Origin of the sequence: Eubacterium sp. AM05-23, assembly GCF_003477535.1 — a bacterium.
Classification (GTDB): Bacteria; Bacillota; Clostridia; order Eubacteriales; family Eubacteriaceae; genus Eubacterium; species Eubacterium maltosivorans.
The window spans coordinates 204504-225870 of record NZ_QUDF01000005.1; the positions used below are offsets into that span (position 1 = coordinate 204504).

20 protein-coding genes are annotated in these 21367 nt (G+C 43.9%); 6 read left to right on the forward strand and 14 right to left on the reverse strand.

What is annotated here, in order from left to right:
* Positions 1-27 precede the first annotated feature (27 nt).
* The 7 genes from DW091_RS08560 to DW091_RS08590 all read right to left on the reverse strand — a co-directional run bounded on the left by DW091_RS08560 (position 28) and on the right by DW091_RS08590 (position 8145).
* The gene (locus DW091_RS08560; RefSeq protein ID WP_013380547.1) at positions 28-1389 is read right to left on the reverse strand and encodes a citrate/2-methylcitrate synthase; all 1362 of its coding nucleotides are present in this window, start codon (positions 1387-1389) and stop codon (positions 28-30) included.
* 263 nt (positions 1390-1652) lie between these two features.
* Complete coding sequence (locus DW091_RS08565; RefSeq protein ID WP_096919843.1) at positions 1653-1925, reverse strand: DUF1905 domain-containing protein; 273 nt, start codon at positions 1923-1925, stop codon at positions 1653-1655.
* A gap of 67 nt (positions 1926-1992) precedes the next feature.
* Positions 1993-2673, reverse strand: a complete 681-nt coding sequence (locus tag DW091_RS08570) for a SprT family zinc-dependent metalloprotease (RefSeq protein ID WP_058694561.1) — start codon at positions 2671-2673, stop codon at positions 1993-1995.
* Positions 2660-3340, reverse strand: a complete 681-nt coding sequence (locus DW091_RS08575; RefSeq protein ID WP_058694560.1) for a Crp/Fnr family transcriptional regulator — start codon at positions 3338-3340, stop codon at positions 2660-2662. The genes DW091_RS08570 and DW091_RS08575 overlap by 14 nt, the downstream gene beginning before the upstream one ends.
* A gap of 18 nt (positions 3341-3358) precedes the next feature.
* A complete protein-coding gene (locus tag DW091_RS08580) occupies positions 3359-6448 on the reverse strand; it encodes a DEAD/DEAH box helicase (RefSeq protein WP_118517941.1) in 3090 nt (1029 codons plus the stop codon).
* Between the two features lie 13 nt (positions 6449-6461).
* A complete protein-coding gene (locus DW091_RS08585) occupies positions 6462-7082 on the reverse strand; it encodes a response regulator transcription factor (RefSeq protein ID WP_096919840.1) in 621 nt (206 codons plus the stop codon).
* Positions 7063-8145, reverse strand: coding sequence for a sensor histidine kinase (locus tag DW091_RS08590; protein WP_074616828.1), 1083 nt, complete (start codon positions 8143-8145; stop codon positions 7063-7065). Before DW091_RS08590 ends, DW091_RS08585 begins: the two co-directional genes overlap by 20 nt.
* 168 nt (positions 8146-8313) lie before the next feature.
* On the opposite strand from DW091_RS08590, the gene DW091_RS08595 reads away from it, so the two are divergent.
* From DW091_RS08595 to DW091_RS08605, 3 genes are read left to right on the forward strand one after another with little or no spacing between them, the layout of a single operon-like run.
* The gene (locus tag DW091_RS08595; protein WP_058694557.1) at positions 8314-9246 is read left to right on the forward strand and encodes an ABC transporter ATP-binding protein; all 933 of its coding nucleotides are present in this window, start codon (positions 8314-8316) and stop codon (positions 9244-9246) included.
* Between the two features lie 11 nt (positions 9247-9257).
* On the forward strand, positions 9258-10403 hold the full coding sequence (locus tag DW091_RS08600) for an ABC transporter permease (protein ID WP_118517942.1): 1146 nt from the start codon (positions 9258-9260) through the stop codon (positions 10401-10403).
* Positions 10390-11559 carry an ABC transporter permease gene (locus DW091_RS08605; protein WP_118517943.1) on the forward strand — a complete coding sequence of 390 codons (1170 nt, stop codon included), beginning with the start codon at positions 10390-10392 and terminating at the stop codon, positions 11557-11559. The genes DW091_RS08600 and DW091_RS08605 overlap by 14 nt, the downstream gene beginning before the upstream one ends.
* 37 nt (positions 11560-11596) lie before the next feature.
* On the opposite strand, the gene DW091_RS08610 is transcribed toward DW091_RS08605, so the two are convergent.
* Positions 11597-12124, reverse strand: coding sequence for an FmdE family protein (locus DW091_RS08610; RefSeq protein ID WP_118517944.1), 528 nt, complete (start codon positions 12122-12124; stop codon positions 11597-11599).
* Between the two features lie 109 nt (positions 12125-12233).
* Positions 12234-12854 (reverse strand): ECF transporter S component, encoded by a 621-nt coding sequence (locus DW091_RS08615; protein WP_058694553.1) that lies wholly within the window; start codon positions 12852-12854, stop codon positions 12234-12236.
* A 175-nt stretch (positions 12855-13029) separates the two neighbouring features.
* On the opposite strand from DW091_RS08615, the gene coaBC reads away from it, so the two are divergent.
* Genes coaBC through DW091_RS08630 form a run of 3 tightly spaced genes read left to right on the forward strand, consistent with a single transcriptional unit; the run spans position 13030 to position 15464 of the window.
* Entirely contained in the window at positions 13030-14226 is a 1197-nt protein-coding gene (coaBC, locus tag DW091_RS08620; protein WP_058694552.1) for a bifunctional phosphopantothenoylcysteine decarboxylase/phosphopantothenate--cysteine ligase CoaBC, read from the forward strand.
* Positions 14223-14987, forward strand: a complete 765-nt coding sequence (locus DW091_RS08625) for a threonine/serine exporter family protein (RefSeq protein ID WP_074616825.1) — start codon at positions 14223-14225, stop codon at positions 14985-14987. The genes coaBC and DW091_RS08625 overlap by 4 nt, the downstream gene beginning before the upstream one ends.
* Positions 14988-14990: 3 nt before the next feature.
* The gene (locus tag DW091_RS08630; protein ID WP_118517945.1) at positions 14991-15464 is read left to right on the forward strand and encodes a threonine/serine exporter family protein; all 474 of its coding nucleotides are present in this window, start codon (positions 14991-14993) and stop codon (positions 15462-15464) included.
* A 20-nt stretch (positions 15465-15484) separates the two neighbouring features.
* Here the strand turns inward: DW091_RS08630 and DW091_RS08635 are convergent, their stop codons facing one another.
* The 5 genes from DW091_RS08635 to DW091_RS08655 all read right to left on the reverse strand — a co-directional run bounded on the left by DW091_RS08635 (position 15485) and on the right by DW091_RS08655 (position 21353).
* Positions 15485-18178 carry a calcium-translocating P-type ATPase, PMCA-type gene (locus DW091_RS08635; RefSeq protein WP_118517946.1) on the reverse strand — a complete coding sequence of 898 codons (2694 nt, stop codon included), beginning with the start codon at positions 18176-18178 and terminating at the stop codon, positions 15485-15487.
* A 284-nt stretch (positions 18179-18462) separates the two neighbouring features.
* Positions 18463-19152: a dethiobiotin synthase gene (gene bioD, locus DW091_RS08640; protein WP_118517947.1), complete on the reverse strand. Its 690-nt coding sequence runs from the start codon at positions 19150-19152 to the stop codon at positions 18463-18465.
* Positions 19145-20113: a biotin synthase BioB gene (gene bioB, locus DW091_RS08645; protein WP_118517948.1), complete on the reverse strand. Its 969-nt coding sequence runs from the start codon at positions 20111-20113 to the stop codon at positions 19145-19147. The genes bioD and bioB overlap by 8 nt, the downstream gene beginning before the upstream one ends.
* Entirely contained in the window at positions 20110-20664 is a 555-nt protein-coding gene (locus DW091_RS08650; RefSeq protein WP_118517949.1) for a biotin transporter BioY, read from the reverse strand. Before DW091_RS08650 ends, bioB begins: the two co-directional genes overlap by 4 nt.
* Positions 20665-20759: 95 nt before the next feature.
* Entirely contained in the window at positions 20760-21353 is a 594-nt protein-coding gene (locus DW091_RS08655) for a flavin reductase family protein (protein WP_096919831.1), read from the reverse strand.
* Positions 21354-21367 lie beyond the last annotated feature (14 nt).

The following is a 21367-nucleotide window of genomic DNA, read 5'->3' on the forward strand; positions in this document are numbered from 1 at the left end:
GGCTGTAAGTCTGATGCTTTTGCATTTTTATCGTTCATTAATTGGAATATACTCCCTGCGCTCATGAACATTTCTATAAGCTGGACGGATAATTTTTCCTGCATTGAGAAGTTCCTCGATACGGTGAGCACTCCAGCCCGAAATACGCGCGATTGCAAAAATCGGTGTATAGAGCTCGGTAGGCAGCTCCAGCATGTGATAAACAAATCCGCTGTAAAAGTCGACGTTAGCACTGACTCCTTTGTACATCTTTCTTTCATCAGAAATAATAAGCGGCGCAAGACGTTCCACATTGGAATAGAGCGCAAACTCGTCCATACGTCCCTTTTCTTCCGCCAGATTACGGACAAATTTTTTAAAGACTTCGGCTCTCGGGTCTGATTTGGAGTAAATCGCATGGCCCATACCATAGATCAGCCCAGCTTTATCAAAAGCTTCCTTGTGCAGGAGCTTTCTCAGATAAATACTGATTTCCTCTTCGTCGTTCCAGTCATTGACATTTTTTTTCATATCTTCAAACATTTCGCAGACTTTAATGTTGGCTCCGCCGTGCTTTGGACCTTTAAGTGAGCCCAAAGCTGCTGCAATGGCAGAATAAGTATCAGTACCTGAGGAAGTAACAACATGACAGGTAAAGGTTGAGTTGTTCCCACCGCCATGTTCCGCGTGAAGTACAAGTGCAATATCAAGAATTCTAGCTTCAAGCTCGGTATATTTGCTATCTGGTCTTAAAAGATACAGAATATTTTCAGCCGTAGAGAGCTCAGGCTGCGGTGAGTGTATGTAAAGGCTTTGGCCCAGCTCATAATGACAGTAAGCTTGATAACCATATACTGCAAGCAATGGAAAAAGTGCAATCAGCTCCAGACTTTGACGTAATACATTTGGGATCGATGTGTCGCTGGCACGGTCATCGTAAGAATAAAGCGTCAAAACGCTTCTGGCCAAAGTATTCATCATATCGCGGCTGGGTGCTTTCATGATGATATCGCGGACAAAGCTCGTTGGCAATGTCCGATAATGTGACAATACCTTCACAAAAATATCCAGATCCTGTTTGTTGGGCAGCTCACCAAATAGAAGCAGATAGGTTGCTTCTTCAAACCCAAAGCGTTTTTCCTTGACAAAGCCCTTTACCAGATCCTGAACGTTAATACCCCTGTAGTAAAGCTGGCCATCGCAGTTGATCCTCTGGTCTCCGTCCATAATAAAGGACATGATCTCAGAAATTTCTGTTAAACCAGTGAGAACACCGTTTCCGTTCAAGTCGCGCAGACCCCTGTTTACCTTGTATTTATCAAATAATTCCGGATCAATATGATTATTTTTCTCTAATTTTTCAATATAGTCGAGCACTTCGGGCTTTTCTTCTGAAAATACATTTGTCATTTTTTCACTCTCCCTCGTCTATTTATCAGATTATAATATATCTATTATAACCCTCAAACCTTAAAATAAGATAAAAAATAAAACAACAGATGAATTTTTATCTGTTGTTTTTGCATATTTCTTAAGATTTTATGAATTTTTCAAATTTTTGTACGTAAATTTGAAAGACTATTTTGAAAATCTTTCAAACACAAAAGTTTATTTTGACACTTTAAATCGTTAAAACTCTTCTTGTTTTAAAGTATAATGTTTTATTTCGAGCTCTATTTGTTCCTCCGCTCCCTGATCGTTACATGAACAGTCTCACCAGGCTGTTTCCCAATTTTTTCACGGATATCTTTTCGAATACCGAGAATATGACAAGGTGTTTTCATGCGTACCAGACTTCCGTCATACGCTTCGCCATCAAAAGTGGCGTGCACTTTCACCCTTCCACGACCAAAAGTTTCTTTAACATCGAACGGTATTTCAATATAAGCACCATTGATATCAGGTACTTTTTTAATCATTGCGTCGAACTCGTACAATTCTTTCATTCTTGCTCTCCTTAGAATAATTTTCTGTTGTTATACCCGTGAGCAAATTCCTTAAACGCAATGAAAATCATATCTCCCAGTCCTGTGTGCTCAACAAAGTTCCCAACTCTTTAAGGATACTTTGCTGCATTTTATAATCCGGCATAAGCGCAGTGACAATGCTCCAGAATGCTGACGAGTGATTATGCTCAAATGTATGAGCAAGTTCATGGATCACCACATATTCAACGGCCCTTTCGGGGGCCATCATAAGCTTCCATGAAAAATTCAGGCTGTTTTTGCCAGAACATGAGCCCCAGCGGGTACGGGCAGCATTAATTCTAACATTTGTTGGTTTTGCGTGCATATGCTCCGCGAAATAGTGAACTTTTTCAGTTAAAACTTTTTTAGCTTCAGAACGATATAATTTTACAACTGCCTCTTTCATCTTTTCCTCTGTAAATCCTTCAGGTATATAAAAACACTCCCCGTCAAAAAGGGGTTTTTTGAGTTCACAGCATACCAACGGCAGTCTTTTCCCCAGATAAAACAGTGAACAGCCATCTTTTAAAGTGAATTCCTGCCGTTTTTTATACCTCTTTCTAGCCTCTGTACTGGCCGCTTCGATCCATTGTGCCTTTTCCATCACAAACCGGTCCAAAATAGCTTGAGGTGTCCTTAATGGCGCCCTGACCTCCACCTGTCCATCAGACAAAATATGGATCGCCATTGTTTTACGACGGCTTTTTCGTACTCTATAATGCGTCATTCTCAATGTCCTTCAGATAAAAAAGACTGCGCTTAAAACGGAGGATCCCTTCATCTCTCAATCTGCCAAGTTCTCTCGACATCGCGCTTCGGTCAACACACAGGTAATCTGCCAGCTGCACACGATTCAGAGGGATCGTGAAAGGATTTGTCCCGGCACGACGCTGCTGGTCATTCAGATATCCTAAAAGTTTTTCACGCGTGGTTCTCAAACTCAGATAATCCAGTTTTCTATTCAGATGCAAATTTTTTCTGGCGATAATCTTAAGCAGGTTGTTGATAATCTGCTTGTGAAAACTGCATTCATTGCTGCAGACATCAATGATTTTATTCACCTGAATAAAAAGAACCACACAGCTTTCCAGGGCCACTACCGTTACGGGACTTTCCTTTATGCCCGCGCAGACAAAGGATTCCGCGAAAAGATCGCCCCCTTCTATCTCTCCGATAATATTGCGGTTTCCCATGGCGTCCTCTTTAATAAGCTGTGCACGCCCCTTAGCCAGAATCCCCACGCCGATGACCTCATCTCCACTATTTAGAATGCGTTCATTTTTATCATAATGCTTTGAGACAGCCCCCAGACACTTAAGCACTGCAGAAAGGTTATCGCTCTTAACTGATTTAAAAAGCGCGCTTTTTTCCAGATTTTTCATGTATTCTTCCATATGAACTTCCTTTCTATGCTATTCGAAAAGACCGATAATCTCGTCTTTAGACATGCTGGAAATGGCCCCTTCACCCTCACGGATAATCGAATCTGCCAGCTCAGCTTTAGCCTGCTGCATCTTTTGTATTTTTTCTTCAATACTGTCTTTTGCAATAAGGTTATAGACCTGGACGCTGCTCATCTGTCCTATACGGTGTGCGCGGTCGGTGGCCTGATTTTGTGCGCTGAGATTCCACCACGGGTCATAATGAATGACTACATCAGCGCCAGTCAGATTGAGACCTGTCCCGCCAGCTTTAAGGGAAATTAAAAACACTGGCGTATCATCCTCGTTAAAAGCGTTAACCTGGCGCAGTCTCTCCTGAGCCTTTGTCCGCCCTGTAATCTTGTAAAAACCGATTTCCCTCTTAACAAGTTCCTTCTCAATGATTTCAAGCATCGAAGTGAACTGGGAAAATAAAAGCACCTTGTGTCCAGAAGCTAAAGAGGTTTCGAGAATTTCCAGACAGAGCTCTAGCTTGGCGCTCTTATCAGTGTAATCTTCATAGACCAGTGACGGATCGCAGCAGATCTGGCGAAGCCTTGTCAGCATTGCCAGAATAATAAGCTTCCGGCGTTCAAAATCGCCTCCATCCAACTCGCAGGCCAGATCCTCCCTGCTTTTTGCCAGATTCGCAAGATAGAGCTTTTTCTGTTCACCATCCATAGATGCATACATAGTCGTCTCCGTCTTTTCAGGGAGCTCCTTGAGAACTTCGTTTTTGAGACGCCGGAGAATAAAGGGCGATACGAGCTTGTTCAGCCGCTCCAACGTCTTTTTATCTTGCTCGCGGACAATCGGTATTTCAAATTTTTCACGAAACTTCCGATAAGTATAGAGATATCCGGGCATTAAAAAATCATAGATAGACCAGAGCTCAGCCAGGCTGTTTTCTACCGGCGTACCCGTCAAAGCAAAACGGACTGCGCTGTTGATCACCTTAACAGATTTAGCATTTTGTGTGTTATGGTTTTTAATGTACTGGGCCTCATCGATGATTTCATAATGAAAATGCAAGTCTTCATAATACAAAATATCTCTTTTGAGCAGATCGTATGAGGTAATAAGCACATCTGCCTCGGCAGCTGCGGCGATTTTATCCCGGCGTTCTGCAGCAGTTCCCATGACGGCAATTGCTTTAAGTTCAGGCGCAAAACGTGCAATTTCACTCTCCCAGTTTAATACCAGCGATGAAGGACAGACGACCAGTGAGGTAGTCTGTGCCCCGCTTTCTTTCTGAGACAGCAGCAGAGAAATTACTTCCAGTGTTTTTCCAAGCCCCATGTCGTCTGCTAAAATACCACCAAATCCATACGCCGCAATGGTTTTGAGCCATCTGAAGCCAGTTTTCTGGTAATTGCGCAGAATGGGCTTCAGCGAGGCTGGTACCTCAAAGTCAGAATCAGAGACATCTTTGATATCTCTGACAATCTGCTTGAAAGTGGTATCCCGATTATACTTAATCCCTTCACTCTGCTTAAACAGGGCATCCAGGTACAGCGCACGGAATTTCGCTACCGACACAGTCCCCCGTTCTATCTCCTTTGCGTTCAAACTTAATACATCCGCCAGCTCAGAAAATTCACCCAGCGCATTATCCTGGATATTAATAAAGCTGCCATCCCGAAGCCGGTGGTACTTTTTGGCCTGACGGTATGAGCTCAGCACCTCGGTCAATTCATGTATATCAAGGCCATCCAGATCAAATTCCAGATCAAGCAGATCGCCGCTTACCCTTATGCCAACACGGACAGTGGCAGGCGGCTTAATTTTAAAGCCTTTAAACTGGTCTGTCGCAAAAATTTCTGCCTTTGAGGATATGGTCTCTAATCCCTCGCTGAAAAGATCAAAAATCTTGTCCTCATCACCGTCAATATACGCAAAATTACCGACAGCATCATAGCGGTCCAGATATTTTTTGATGAGCTGCTCTATCTGATACTCACCACGCAGATCCTGGCTTTTAATCATATCCTTTGGTTTAAATGCTTCATGCTCCTCATCACCATAGCTGAAAAACACTTTCCCCATAACGAAGTCCTCCTGGGGTGCATCAAAATAGACCTTAGCCACCAGTGGTTTAGGCTCATAGGCGCTCATGTCACAGTCTGTAACAAAGGAGAAGTACTGTTCGAGGCTGGATAAAACCGTATTGTAAAAGCCCTTCATATCTTCTTTCATCACAGTCATTGTCAGCTTATTGCGGATAATCGCCTTCAGAAAATCTCTTGTATTGCGACTGTAGGAAGGATCGCAATAATAAATCTTTCCTTTTTCACAGATATAGAGCCGTTCCTGCCCATCCAGCACCAATGCCTCGTCATTTAAAAGCTCGATGATATAGGATTTTCCTATATCTGAAATTCGAATGCTGATATGCGCGTTGGACTGTACAATTGAGGCAAGCATGACTGAGCCTTCAATATCAACGGGCAGCTCTGGCTCTTTGTCCCATATTGCCATATATGCGTCAAGCATAGGACCGTTAAGGTACATGTACTTTACATTATCATTGAAGCTCTTTTTATACACAGCCAAAGCCCGGTTATTGCTTTCATTATAAAAGCTTTTAAGAAAATGAAGATACTTACGGCTTCGCTCATCAAAATTTTCTTCAAAATGGCGTAATACCAAAGCTTTACCGTATCGAATTTCCTCTCCATTATCAAAAGCCGCCATAAAAGCACTCAGATCTTTTACAACATAAAGGCGGTCTTCACCTATCTTAAAAGACAGCTTGGCTGACGAGCCATACCAGTAGCTGTCGGTAATCATCAGTGTAGGTTCAAGGCGCACATTTTGGCCAGAGCCATTTTCGAGCGCGACATTTTTTGATTTTTCCGCATAGCGGTCCATCAGTCTGAAGACCGCTGAATCGGTCATCTGCTGAACCCGTCGCTCTTCCTTTTCGCTGCTCGACTTCCATCTGAATGTCTCTTTAACTTGTTTTTTGGTTTTTTCAGGGTTGTCTTCCTGAGGATATAACAGCTCATCCATATCCTCAGGTGTAATTTCACCGGAAAAAATTTTCTTTTCTTCCTGTTTTTTCAATATCTCGTCATCCATGGAGAAAACCTCCTTACTTATGGTTGAAATAAAAAATGGCCAGCTGAGTTCTGTCGCGCAGCTCAAGTTTATCTAAAATATTGCTGATATAATTGCGCACTGTACCCTCGCTCAAAAAAAGTGTTTCTGAAATTTCCCGATTGCTCAGCCCCTGAGCCACTCCCTCAATAATTTCCAAGTCTCGCTCACTGATGCCGTAAGAAGAAAAATCAACAGCTGCTTCTCCACCAAGGAGCATCGGAATTTTCGTCACAATTTCATCGCCAAATACACTCTGTCCGCTGTAAACTGCCTTCAGCGCTGGCACGATACTCTCAAAGGCCTGCTTGAGCAGGTAACCCTTTGCGCCTATTTTGAGCGCTTTGATAATATATTCATCATCTAAAAAAGTGGTCAGATACAAAATCCGGGCGTCTCTGTCCGCAGCAAGAATAAGCTCACCCGCCTCAAGACCGGTCATACCGTCCATCCGTATATCCATAAGCAAAATATCCGGTTTATGCTCATCGTACAAAGCAATTGCCTCCCCTCCACTGTTTCCCAGCGCTACAACCTCAATTTCAGCATCCGCCTCCAAAATGGTTTTAAGGGATACTGAGACCAGACGGTCATCATCAATAACGATTACTTTCATGGGATTCCTCCTTTGGAATGGAAATAAAAATGTGAAAGCCATGTTCTCTACGGATATTTAGATTGCCGTTCAGAGCCTCTACACGGTCTGCGATATTCTGTAAACCGATTCCGCTGTGACCTGAGGCTATAGTACTGCCGTTATCCTCAATAATGAGCTGATACAATGCCGGGTGCTCTCTCAAGGAGATTTTTACACTGCTGGCATCTGAGTGACGCATAACATTTGAAAGCGCCTCTTTTACGATTGTAATAAAGGCATACCGCTGCTCCTTCGAGGGGTTACCTTCGATTCCATAATCAAGGGAGACCTCGCAGAAATCAAAATCATCGATCAACGAGCATATCTGAGTCTGGCAGTCAATAGATTCATCGTGAAGATTATGCACTGAATCCCGAATACTGTCCATAGCCTGGGAAAGCGTATCCTTGATTTCAACCAGATTTTCCTGAAGCGGCTCCTCTGGATGGATTGCCATGAGTGCGCCCACCTGTAAGATAGAGCGGGACAGCAGATGCCCAACATTATCGTGTATTTCACGGGCGATACGGTTTCGTTCATTTAAGGTTGCCAGATTCACCTCATAATCCTGTTTTTCCATCAGGTCTTTATTTTTACTCTCTAGCAGCATTGCGTTTTCACGCGTTGTGTCTCGAAGGGTACGGTAATCAAGGTTTAGCCGGTTAACCAGCTCCTCGTTTCTGCGAAGCAAACCTGACAGCCCAAACAGAATAATCAAAATCAGCCCGATATTAAAGGGCAGGCTTTTCAGATTAACCACAAGGGCTGTACCTGCCAGAAAAAACAACCCAATGCCACTCTTGCTGAAAGCATCATAATATACGAGCGGATAGTAAAAGAAAAAATCCGTGCAATAAAAGGAAGCAATGGTGAATACGCCGATGGCTGCAATTTTGAAGTAGCGGTTTGAAAAATAGTAGTTCAACGCTGAGACTGTCACCGCAGCCAGAAAAGCAACGACCGAAAAGATGCTTATCCTGCCGAGAGCGACCAGCGCACAGGAACAGATCAGCAGCGTAATACGGTTAAACAAGCTGTTCATAAACTTCCTCCTCAATAAAATTCTTAATACTTTACTATACCACTCTTTTAGTTTTTACACAAATTTATTTTCTTAATTACATTTGTCATACGTTTTGTTGATGTAAGACACTACCGAAAGCCAAGATGGCAGCGTAAAATAAGAGTATCATATACAGGAGGCACCATCATGGTCATCAATGTTAAAAATTTAGTTAAGCGTTACGGTGGACTCGTCGCCGTTGATCATTTTAATCTTGAGGTCAGAGAAGGCGAAATTTTTGGTCTGCTTGGGCCAAATGGCTCAGGAAAGTCTACCACCATCAATTGCATCTTATCCCTGCTCAAATATGACAAAGGCAGCATTGAGGTTTTCGGTAAACCTATGACGCCAACCTCTTACGCTCTCAAGCGGGATATCGGAATTGTTATGCAGAATGTCGCGGTGTTTAATGAATTAACCGTTTATGAAAACATTAACTACTTTTGCGGTCTATATATTAAGGACAAGGAAGAACGCCGCGCTCTGGTCGAGGAGGCAATCCGTTTTGTCGGCCTTGAAGATTTCAAACGCTTTCTGCCCAAAAAACTCAGTGGCGGCCTGCTCAGACGTTTAAATATTGCCTGTGGCATTGCGCATAAACCAAAGCTCATCATTCTTGATGAACCAACCGTCGCTGTCGATCCGCAGAGCCGGAATGCTATTCTGGAAGGTATTCAAAAGCTTAACGAGGAGGGAGCGACAATTGTCTATACCTCTCATTATATGGAAGAGGTTGAACAGATCTGCACCCGCATTGCCATTATGGATAAAGGGAAAACACTGGCCATGGGCACAAAGGAAGAACTGAAAGCCATGATTCGCTCAGCGGAAACCGTACACGTCGAAATTTTTGATCTTTCCGACGCTCATCTTCACATCATTGAGTCACAGGACTCTGTCTCAAAGGTCCACTACCAGAACAACTTTCTGGAAATCCATTATTCTGGTGGGAAAAATAATTTAATGCAGCTGCTTAACTATCTGCAAAATAACGGAATCAGCTTTGGCCGTGTCACTTCTGAGGAGCCAACACTAAATGACGTATTCCTCGAAATCACGGGTAAAGAGCTGAGAGATTAGGAGGCCTCCCAATGTTTTCCCTTTTATATACCAACCGTATAAAATGCCTTTTGCGGGATAAAGCACTGGTTTTCTGGACACTGCTCTTTCCGCTGATACTGGCTACACTGTTCCATTTTGCCTTCAGTAATATTTTATCGGACCATAACTTTAAAGCGATTCCTGTTGCCGTGATCGAAAACGAAGATTATCAGAAAAATGAAAGTTTCAAGGAAACTATGAAAGCTGTTTCCGGTGGAGAAGACTCGATTTTTAAGCTCTCATTAACCTCGGATACCGGCAAAGCAAAGGAATGGCTTGCAGATGGTACGGTATCAGGCATTGTTGCCATGACTGGTGATAAACCCGAGCTTACAGTGACTGAATCAGGTATCAATCAGACCATTATCAAAAATGTGCTAGACCAGTATATTCGAATTTATCACACAGTTGCTGACATCGCTCAGTCAAATCCACAGGCCTTTGCTCAGGGATTTATGGATGAGGTTGGTAGCATCAAAGACTACACTGCCGCCGGGTCCCTGACTGACAAAAGTCTGAACACACTTCTCATCAGCTACTACGCGCTGCTGGCAATGGCCTGTTTTTACGGTGCATTTCTAGGGCTTCAGGATATGGTTGATATCCAGGCTAATTTATCCGACAAAGCTGCTCGCTTAGCTGTCGCGCCCACACATAAGTTCAAGTTATTGGCCATTAACTTTTGCGCGACACTCACTATCCACTTTATTGAAATTCTTATCCTTATCGCCTATATGGTTTTTATGCTGAATGTTGAGATGGGAAACCATATTCCTGAAATCCTGCTGATTAGCTTAATCGGGTCGGTCTGCGGCATTACATTCGGGACAATGATAGGCGTTCTGGTAAAAGGAAGCGAGGGACTTAAGACGGGTATTCTCGTGGCATTCACTATGCTCATGTCCTTTCTGGCTGGCATGATGTCGCCAGATATCAAGTACAGTATTCGCTTAAGCGTCCCCTGGGCTGAGGCAGTCAATCCTGTCAGTCAGATTACAGATGCCTTTTACAGTCTTTATTATTATGACGGCGGATCAAAATTTTATACCTGTATCGCTATTCTGTGCATTTTTGCACTGATTTTTTCCACCGTTACTTACTTCATTATCCGGAGGCAGCAATATGCAAGTCTTTAAAACCTATTTTAAAATTATTAAAAGCAATCTCATGCAGATGATGATCTATATCGTTATTTTCATCGGCCTGGCTGTTTTATTTTCAATGATGTCACAGACTAATAACAATGTGAGTTTTACACCCCGAAAGCCATCGGTGGCCATTGTCAATCATGATGAAAACAGCGAGCTTCTCCGTGGCTTTACCGATTATCTTGATCAAAATGCCAATATTGTGCCGCTGAAGGATGACCCGTCAACACTTAAAGACGCGCTTTTTTTCAGAGAAGTTGTTTATATTGCAATCATTCCCGAAGGATTTACCCAGGCCTTTATGGCGGGCGAAAATCCCGAAATTATTGAAAATACAGTCCCAGACAGTGATTTTGAGTATCAGTCGGGTCAGCTTGTCAATCAGTATTTTAATACGGCTCAGCTCTACCTAAAGGGAATTCCAGATATCAGTCAGGCGGAGCTCTCAAAAAAAACAGCTGCTAGTATGGATGATCAGACAACTGTGACGCTGGATCAGATTTCCATTGAGGAGGGGATTCCAAGCTATTCCTATTATTTTAATTACCTTGCCTATGCTCTGCTGGCTGTTTTGATTCTCGGCATTTCCTCGATTATGATGGTCTTTAACAATCAGGATATCAAACGCCGTAACAGCTGTGCCCCTATGCGCCTTAAAAATTTCAACGCACAGCTGGCAATCGCCAGCACGATTTTTGGCCTTATCGTCTGGGCATTTATGCTTCTGGTCGCCTTTATACTTTACGACATTACGCCAGACAATCTGCCGCTGGTTTTGCTCTGCAGCGCCAATGCTCTTCTTATGACCTTTACTGCACTTGGGATTGCTTTCCTGACAGGTCAGTTTATAAAAAACTACAACATTCAAAGTGCCGTTGCCAATGTGGTCTCACTCGGACTCTGCTTTCTGAGCGGTGTTTTTGTCCCTCAATATCTGTTGGGTGACACGGTTAAGGCCATTGCCAGCTTTACGCCAACTTACTGGTACATTAAAGCAAACAATGCCATTATCGGTTTGAAGAGTTTTAACATGGAAGCCCTGTCCCCTGTTTTCGCTGATATGGTGATTCTGGCGGGCTTTATCATCGCTATCTTTGCAGTCGGCCTGATGATCAGCCGATACCGCCAGCTCAGCCGAAATTAAAAGAAGACGCCGGATTTTTATTCCGGCGCCTTCTTTTTTACCAGCCTCTATTGTAGGGCTTGAAGCAGTCTTCACAGACAATTTTACCTTCCTGTAGATGCATTTTATGTTCTGGAGCCCCCTCGCCGCAAAGCTCACAAAAGACCGTAGTAAAAATTCGGGCTTTTTCAGGAAGCTCAAATTTTGGCATTGAATAGTCAAACAGTTCATCAAGCGGCGCATTTAGCAGGTACTCCTGATATTCACTCTTACTCATCATTTCTTTTTTGCGGGCCTTCAGATAAATACGCAACTTCTCACCTGTGGCGCGGTTAAAAAACGAAAAAGCCTGCTTTCCTGTATTTCTGTATAAAAGGTTTCCCTTTCCAAAGGTACAGCCAAGCAAGGCCTGTATTGCATCCACACTGCAAGAGTCATTTTCTGCAACGCACACAATCTCTTCGTCCTCCGATGAGCCAATGCGCAGCATTTTCTTTGCCGCATCGCTGACGCGCACGCCAATAGCCAGCCCGGGACACTCGTGCCTGTGAAATTCAACAGCCTTTATCCATAATGCATTATTCATAACAATCACATCCTTTTTTTATAACAATTATACTATATTTTATGTTAAAGTCTCTTAAAAACATTAAAAACCGCATTCTTTTAACGAATGCGGTGAGTTAGATGAATTATTATTTTTTAACGCCGTACTTTAAAAGCGCTTTGCAGATCGCTAACGTCAATACCCCGGCAACAATCGCTTCTGGAACACCGTTAATACCGATAACCGCCAAAATGGCGCCATAAAGCGCTGAGATATCCATTTCCTTTGCGGATGCATAGCTCTGTCCAAAAAAGAAATAAATCATATTCATAACGAGCAGTGTGTTGGTGAGCGATCCGCCAACACCAGCACAGGTCAAGGCCAGAGCATCATTGTCCTTTACTTTTTTCAACCCCTTATAAATATAATAAGGAACAATCCCCACTAAAATTCTGGGTACAAAGCAAATAACAAGACTCCAGAAATTACCATCGTAGGTTCCCAGCGAATAGAATGGGGTAAATACAAAAGAAGTTACCGTTGGGTTAAAAGTATTGTTCACGAGACTGGTGAGACCAAAAACAAATCCTAAAAATGCTCCATACCTTGGGCCGAGTATAATACTTCCAATAATTACGGGTATATGGATAATGGTCGCACGGGTAAAACCCAGCGGAATGTATCCCAAAAACGGGACAACTGCCATCAGGACAATGATTGCCACAAAAAGTGACAATTGGACCAATTCCTTGGTCGTTCGTGTTTTCATATTCGATTTTCCTCCTGCTATCGTTCCAGTCGAGCCGGATACAATGCTTAATCGTGATTATTTTAACATGAAAAAAGATCACCTTTCAAGTCTTTTTTACCTAAACTGCATTTACGGAAGGTTTTATTTTTGATATAATCTCCTAGTAAATTTGAACGAAGGAAGTACACAAAAGATGAACTTAAAAAATAAAACAGTTATCCTTGGTGTCAGTGGTAGTATTGCCGCCTACAAAATGGCAAATGTCGCCAGCACACTGGCGAAATGGGGATGTGACGTCCATGTCATTATGACACCCAACGCAACGGAGATCATTGCGCCGATGACCTTCTCCACTCTGACAGGCAATAACTGTATTGTCGATACCTTTGATAAAACCATTAATTACAACGTTGCACACGTCTCGCTGGCCAAACGGGCTGATCTGCTCATGATCGCTCCTGCCACAGCTAATGTGATTGCCAAGCTGGCGCACGGTCTGGCTGACGATATGCTGACCACAACCGCTTTGGCCTGCACCTGTAAAAAAATTGTTTCACCAGCCATGAACACCAACATGTTTCACAATCCGGTCGTTCAGGACAATTTAGAAATTTTAAGAAAATATAACTTTGAAATTGTTCAGCCAGACAGCGGAATCCTCGCCTGTAAGGATATCGGAGATGGCAAGCTTCCCAAGGAAGAAGTCCTGATCGACCATATTCTAAAAGAAATCGCTTTTGAAAAAGATCTTGCTGGAAAAAAAGTGCTGATAACCGCCGGCCCAACCTGTGAAGCCATTGACCCGGTCCGCTACATTACTAACCATTCCAGTGGTAAAATGGGCTACTCTCTGGCGCGTAATGCAATGCTGCGCGGGGCAGAGGTCACGCTTGTCAGCGGTCCAACAGCGCTGCGTCCAGTTCCTTTTGTAAATATGGTCAACATCGTTTCCGCAAAGGATATGTTTGAAGCGGTTAGCAGCCGGTCAGAGCAGCAGGATATTATCATCAAAGCTGCAGCGGTAGCAGATTATACTCCTTCCGATTATTCTGATGAAAAAGTAAAGAAAAAAGAAGGCGCCATGAATATCGCTCTCGATCGCACCCAGGATATCTTGGCCTGGCTGGGCGCAAACAGACGCCCGGGTCAGTTTCTCTGTGGTTTCTCCATGGAAACGCAAAACCTCTTGGAAAATTCTCAGGCCAAATTGATTCGAAAGAACGTTGATATGATGATCGCAAACAATCTAAAGGTAGAAGGTGCGGGATTTAGCGGGGATACGAATGTCGTAACCGTTATTACAAAAGACCGTGTCACAGAACTTCCAAAGCAGACAAAAGAGGATGTTGCTGGACAGATTCTTGACACGATTTTGGAATGCCTGCCATGACGCCAACTCATCTCATCTCAGTGGCCATGGAAATCGGCGATATGCTTTTGGAAAACGGTGCAGAAATCTACCGTGTCGAGGACTCCATGCGCCGTATCTGCCAGGCCTATGGTGTGGACAACGCTGAAATTTTTGCAGTTCCTACCACCATTATCATCACAATCCGCGTCGGTGACGATCCCCCGCTGACACTGACTAAACGTATTTTCAGCCGTGGAACTGACCTGTATAAGGTTGAACGCCTGAATTCCCTATCCCGAGAAATGTGCGCAACTATCCCACCCTATGAGGAAGTTCAGAGACGTATCGAAGCGATTCGCCGTTTTCCTCCTTACTCCCTTATCAAGCAGGTGCTGGCTTTCTCCTTTGTGGCTTTCTTTTTTACGCTGCTTTTTAAAGGAACGCTATCAGATGCTTTTGCTGCACTTTTTATCAGCGCTTTAACAAAGGTGATCTTCAATGCTCTGGAAAAAATCAAAACTAATGCTTTCTTTGAAAATGTCATTTGCGGCGCTGTGATTGCGCTTTGTGCTCTGGGGTTTGTCCGTTCCGGACTTGCCGCTAATATGGACAAAATTATTATCGGTACCATCATGACTTTGGTACCTGGACTAGCCATCACAAATTCTATGCGTGATATTATCGCAGGCGATCTGCTGGCCGGCGTAACAAAAACGACAGAGGCTTTGCTGATCGGAGCCGGAATTGCTGTGGGGGCTGCTATTCCACTGACTTTCCTCCGTCCGTTTCTGGGGGTTTAGCTTATGGAAAGCGGTCTCTTACTCCAATGTTTTTATGCCTTTGCCGCCACAGTCGCCTTTGGCGTAGTCTTTAATATCCGCGGTCAGGCACTGGCCATCGCTGGCATTGGCGGCGCCTTGGGCTGGTTTTTGTATATAGGCCTGCATGGGTTTTTTATTAACGACATTCCCCAGTATTTTATCGCTACATTAGCGGTTTCCCTTTACGCCGAAATTACGGCAAGGCGTTTCAAAGCCCCAGCGACCATTTATTTGGCCGCCGCCCTCATCCCACTTGTTCCTGGAGGTGGCATCTACTACACAATGGAGCATTTCATCAATGGACGCGTGGATGATGCCATCAACACAGGTTTGCATACGCTTGGTATTGCCGGCGCACTCGCCATGGGGATTATTATCGTCTCCTCAAGTATCCGTATCTGGCTGAATATTCGGAAAGAATTAAAAAAACGCAAAAAAAAAGACTCTGTTCATTAAAAAACAGAGTCTTTTTTATTTTATGCTATTTTAAAAACTTTTCTCTTGATAAGCTTGAACGCTTCAGAAACAACGATAACCGATAAACCTAAGGTAATAATCTTGCCCCACATGCTTAGTGATAAAGGTACGGTGTTATAAAGAATTCCGCCAAACTGGGTGATGATTACCTGCAGCAAAAAGGTCAGGCCAAAAACCAGCAGCATCAGACGATTGCTGAAAAAATTTGAAAAGACGCTGGTATCTGTAAGCTCACGGCTGTTAAAAGCATTGAACAAATGCATGACCACAAAAAGTGTGAACAGAATGGTGTACTGTTCTCCTTCGGTGCCACCCAGAATATTGAACAGAGCCTGCATCATAAAAATGATTGACACAAAAATCCCATTGCAGGCAATACGTGAAAGCATACCTTTACTCACAATGTTGGAATCCCGGGAGATGGGCTGGCGGTTCATAAGATCGTCACGAATTGGTTCAAGGCCCAGCGTAAGGGCCGGCGGCCCATCCATAATAATGTTGATCCACAAAAGCTGAAGGGCGGTAAAAGGAGACTTTAGTCCAAGCAGAATACAGGACAACACCACGATAACCGATGAAAGGTTAACGGTAAGCTGAAACTGGATAAAACGCTGAAAATTCTCGTAGATCCCGCGACCCCACTGAACTGCCTTGACAATGGTGGAAAAGGAGTCGTCAAGCAGTACAATGTCACTGGCTTCCTTGGAAACCTCAGTCCCGGTAATCCCCATAGCGATGCCGACATCAGCATTTTTGATGGCCGGCGCATCATTTATGCCATCCCCGGTTACAGCAACTACATTCCCCATTTTCTTCAAGGCGTTGACCACACGCATTTTAACGACTGGAGTGCTTCGTGCAATAACTTTGATCCTTGGCAGCAGCTCGATGAGGCGTTCTTCACTCAGATCTTCGAGCTTATGGGCCTCAGCCGCCGCGTCACCAGGCTTCAGCAACCCCAGTTCATCGGCGATGGCGCGGGCTGTTACAATATTGTCCCCCGTCAGGATTTTCAGCTCGATTCCTGCTTTACGGCATCGGTTAACCGCTTCATAGACATCCTCACGCAGCGGGTCTGTAATAGCGACAAAACCATCAAAAATCATATCGGACTCAATATGTGTGCGGTGTTCTTCGTACTCCGTTATTGTCCCAACACCTGAAAGTGGTTTATGTGAAAAGGCAAGCACACGGCGGGCTTTTTTCTCAAAGCCTGTCATTTCCTTTTCAATCTTCTGGATATGTGCTTCCGAAAAAGGAACAGGCTGTCCATCAATCATAATATGGCTGCACTGGTTGATGATTTTTTCAGGACTTCCTTTAGAGTAGGCCATACTCCCATCTTTCTGTTCAACAATAGTCGTCATATTTTTTGTCTCAGAGGAGAATGGAAAAACAAAAGTAATCTTGGCATTTTTACGCAGATCGCTGTAGGACGCACAGCGTGCCTCTGATTTTTCGTAGGCCATGATCAAAGCACATTCTGTCGGGTTTCCAATAAATTTGGGCTGGTTCCCCTGTTCGATATCCGCGGTACTATTGATGGTAAAATTTTGGATCAGGGTTTCATTATTAAGATTTTTTGGCGTAATCAGATGCCCGTCTGAATAAATATCTGTAACCGTCATGCGATTTTCTGTCAGCGTGCCGGTTTTATCCGAACAGATCACGTTAATACACCCAATAGTTTCACAGGCGATCAGCTTTTTAACCAGAGCGTTTTGTCTGGCCATTTTAATGATATTAATGGACAGCGAAACCGCCACAATGGTTGGAAGCCCCTCAGGTACCGCTGCAACAATCAAAACAATACTGGTAATAAAAGCTTCAGATACGGTATCCAGATTAAAGGTACCCGTTGAAGCAAAGATGATCAGCTGAATAATAAAAACAATAGCTGCTGCGGTTGCACCCAGAATTGTAATAAGCTTTCCTAATCGGTCCATTTTCTCCTGAAGCGGTGTGGAGCCTTTTTCTGTTTTGGAAAGTTCTCGCGCGATACTTCCAAACTCGGTGCCATCTCCCACCTCAGTCACGATCATAGTGCCGCTGCCTCCGGTTATAAAGCACCCGGAGTAGAGCATATTGGCACGTTCGGCCACTGGGGTCTTGGGGTTATCATAAACCAGCTCCGCTTCTTTTTTAACCGGCAGGCTTTCTCCCGTCAAAGAGGATTCGTCGACTCTCAGCCCCAGCGACTCGATCACACGGCCGTCAGCAGGAATCATATCACCGGTAGCTACCTCCATAATATCTCCGACCACCAGGTCTTTTTGGGATATCAGGGTAATGCTGCCGTCCCGCATAACCTTAACCTGTACATCCTCATTAATCTGGTTTAAGGCTTCAAAAGCCTTTTCGCTCCGCCCCTCCATAATGACGGTAACACCGACTGCCAGAAAAATAGCAGCGAAAATACCGATACATTCAACGAATTCGGTCTGTCCTCCGGTAAAATAGCGAACAAAATTAACACCCAGGGTAATTGCAGCTGCCACTAGCAGCATAACAATCATCGGTTCTGTTGCCGCATCCCATATCTTTTTAAAAACAGATTTTGGCTTTCCTTTGGTGAACGCATTAACCCCATACTTTAAACGGCTGGTTTCGATCTGGTTTTTCCTTAACCCCAATTCCGGATCGACATCTAGCCGTTCAAGCGTCTGACTTGTCGTTTCTAGAAATGCTTTCATCAACGATACTCCTTTTTAAATTTTTACCCTGTTAAAAGATTGTACAGGAATCACAAATTTCTCAGAAATTTGTATTTGTCTCGGCGCCGCTCTTATTCGAGGCCAATTTTAATAAAAAATAGGCCCAACATCAAAAAAGAGACCTCCAGCGTATTCTAAAAATACGCTAAAAGTCTCATTACCTTTGAATAAATAAAGGCGGTAAAACCAGGTGCCCCGCACCAGTATGTTGACTTTACCGTTTCAACTACTCCCTTTTAACACTATCAATTATATCGGAGGTATCAAACCGTGTCAAGTAGATTTGCAAGTAAAATTTTTTTAATCGCCAAAACATCCAAATCTCCCTGAGTTTCGCAGACCAATACCTCCAGGCCTGTCATCGCTTCAAGGACCCTTTTATTATCACAATGTATGGCAGAATCGTTGTCAAACCTGTTCAGCACAATACAGCGTGCGTTTATTCCCAGATTTTTGGCATATTCCAGAGTTAGAAGCGTGCTGTTAATGGCCCCAAGACCTGCATTTGCAACAATCACGATATCTAGCGCCAGAGCTTTTATTACATCCGTGAGCATAAGCACCGTTTCTTCTAAGCTTAAGGGACAGATAATGCCGCCGCTCCCCTCCATCACCACATAGTCATAAATCGAGACCGCTTTGTCAAAATCCCGCAGTATGGGTGCCAGTGTAATATTCTTATTCTCCATCTTCGCCGCAAGGTGTGGTGACGCCGGATAATCAAGTATTGTAGTCACAGCCTGGTTAGGCTCACCTTTAAGTCCTGCAAAGCGGAATACATAGGCAGCGTCACCCGCGATTCTCTTTCCATCTTCAACCTCTGTGCCACTGAGCGCAGCTTTATAATATCCAGCGTTTATGCCTTGCCCGATAAGTCCTTTAATAATTCTGGCGGTGATATAGGTTTTCCCCACATCTGTACCAGTGGCAGTAATAAATATTCCCTTATGCATTAGCTTTTACCTCAAATCCAATGGCTTTAATCATAGCGATATCCTCATTAGTCGCAATTCCTGCTGTGGTAAGCATATCTCCTGAAATCGCTGCGTTTACGCCCCCTTTCATCAGACGCTTTCCTTTATCTGGAAACAGTGCACGCCCCCCGGCCAAGCGAAGTTGTACATTGGGTAAAACAAAACGGAAGATAGCAGCTGTATGGATTATTTCATCATATGCAAGGCGGCCGTTTCCTTCAAGAGGCGTCCCAGGAATCGGATTTAGCACGTTGAGCGGCACCGATCTCACACCCAGCTGTTTCAGGGTAAAAGCCATATCAATACGATCCTCCATGGATTCACCGAGCCCAATAATTCCCCCACTGCATACCTCAAGCCCTGCTCTCTGGGCGTCTCTGATAACAGCCTTTTTATCCGAATAGGTATGAGTTGTACAAATCTTTGCAAAAAAATCTTCCGAGGTTTCAAGATTATTATGATAACGCGTTACACCGGATTTTCTAAGCTTTAACAGCGCTTCATAACTCAGAAGTCCATGCGAGGCACAGAGACCTATCGGAGTTGTCTTTGCAAGTTTTCTGTATATATGGCAGACTGCATCCAGCTCCTCGTCTTCAAGCTGTTTTCCAGAAGTTACGATCGAAAAACGATGTACCCCCTGACGATAATTAGATCTGGCGCTTTCTACCACGATTTCCTCCGAAAGAAGCGGATACTCCTCCACACAGGTGTTAAACCAGACAGACTGAGCGCAGTAAGCGCAGTTTTCACTGCATCGTCCACTTTTTCCGTTGATGATAGTGCACAGATTAAAATCCATGCCGCAGAAATGTTCTCTAATCTTATCCGCGTATACAGCCAGTGCCTCAGCATTGGAAGTATACGCCAGTTCCAGCGCTTCCTTCCTGCTGATCTCATAACCCGATTTTATTTTTTCTGTTAAGGCTTTAATGTTCATAATATCCTCCTCAATAATGGCTTTACCTTGTGTGCCAGTCCAGCGCTAACAAAGCAGAGCAGGATATCCCCGGGAAGATCGAGGGGAAAGCAGGATAAAAGAACAATGCTCCACGGAGTCGGCTCTGTCATATAGAAATTAAGTATCATATACTTATAGACCACACCAATGGTGTAAGTAATCAAAAGGCCCCCGAATGCAGCTAAAAGGTAGCGGCCATAGGTCTTCCCACTCTGAAGAGTAAAACCTGTCACCCACGCTGCCAGGATAAACCCAAGCAGATAGCCAAAGCTTGGCCTGAAGATATATTGGATACCGCCGCCTGCTGCAAACACCGGGAATCCAGTAAGGCCCACTAATACGTAAACCCCCACCGACAATGCGCCGCGGACTGAGCCCAAAAGCATACCTGCCAGTAGCACAAACAGGAATTGCAGCGTAAAATAATCCATATAAGGTACGGGAATCTGTATAAAAGCGCCAATCGCCACTAGCGCGGCGAATAACGCACATTGAACCATGGAACGCGTTTTTGTCATCGTTGTTTCCATCTTTTTCTCCTAAGCTTTAATTAAAAAAAGTATAAAAGAAAAAGCTCCTATTGTCAACCTTGTTTTAAGGTATAGTTGACAATAGGAGCTCCATATTACTTTTTGACATTCTTTTTTCTGGCTCTTTTCTTTTTCTTTCGAACCGTGTAACCAAAGCTGCCTAGCTTTTTCCCAAGCTCAAAGTATTCGCCGTGAGCATAACTTATGAGCTGTGCTTTATCCAGATGCAGCTTTCCTCTTTCATCCAGATACTGTTCATCAACATTAACTGCCAGGATATCCGCTAAAAACATGTCATGAGAACCGAGAGGGATTATTTCTGTCACACGACACTCAAGGCTCACAGGGCTTTCCTCAATCATAGGGCAGCCCAGTTGTACAGCAGGCTCCTTTGTCAGTGCCATTTTTTCAAACTTATCGAAATCCCGGCCTGAGCGCACGCCGCAGAAATCCGTGGCTTTCACCAGGGGTGAAGTCGTCAGATTGATAACAAATTCTCCGGTTTTTTTTATAATATTATAAGAATAGCGCTCTGGCCTTATAGAAATATAGGTCTTAGGTGGATTCGAATTGATAATACCCGTCCAGGCTATGGTTAAAATGTTGGATTCCTCCATGCTGCCGCAGGATACCATTACAGCTGGCACTGGTGCCAGCAGGGTAGCGCCACGCCATTGTGCTTTACTCATCTTTAAAATGTCCT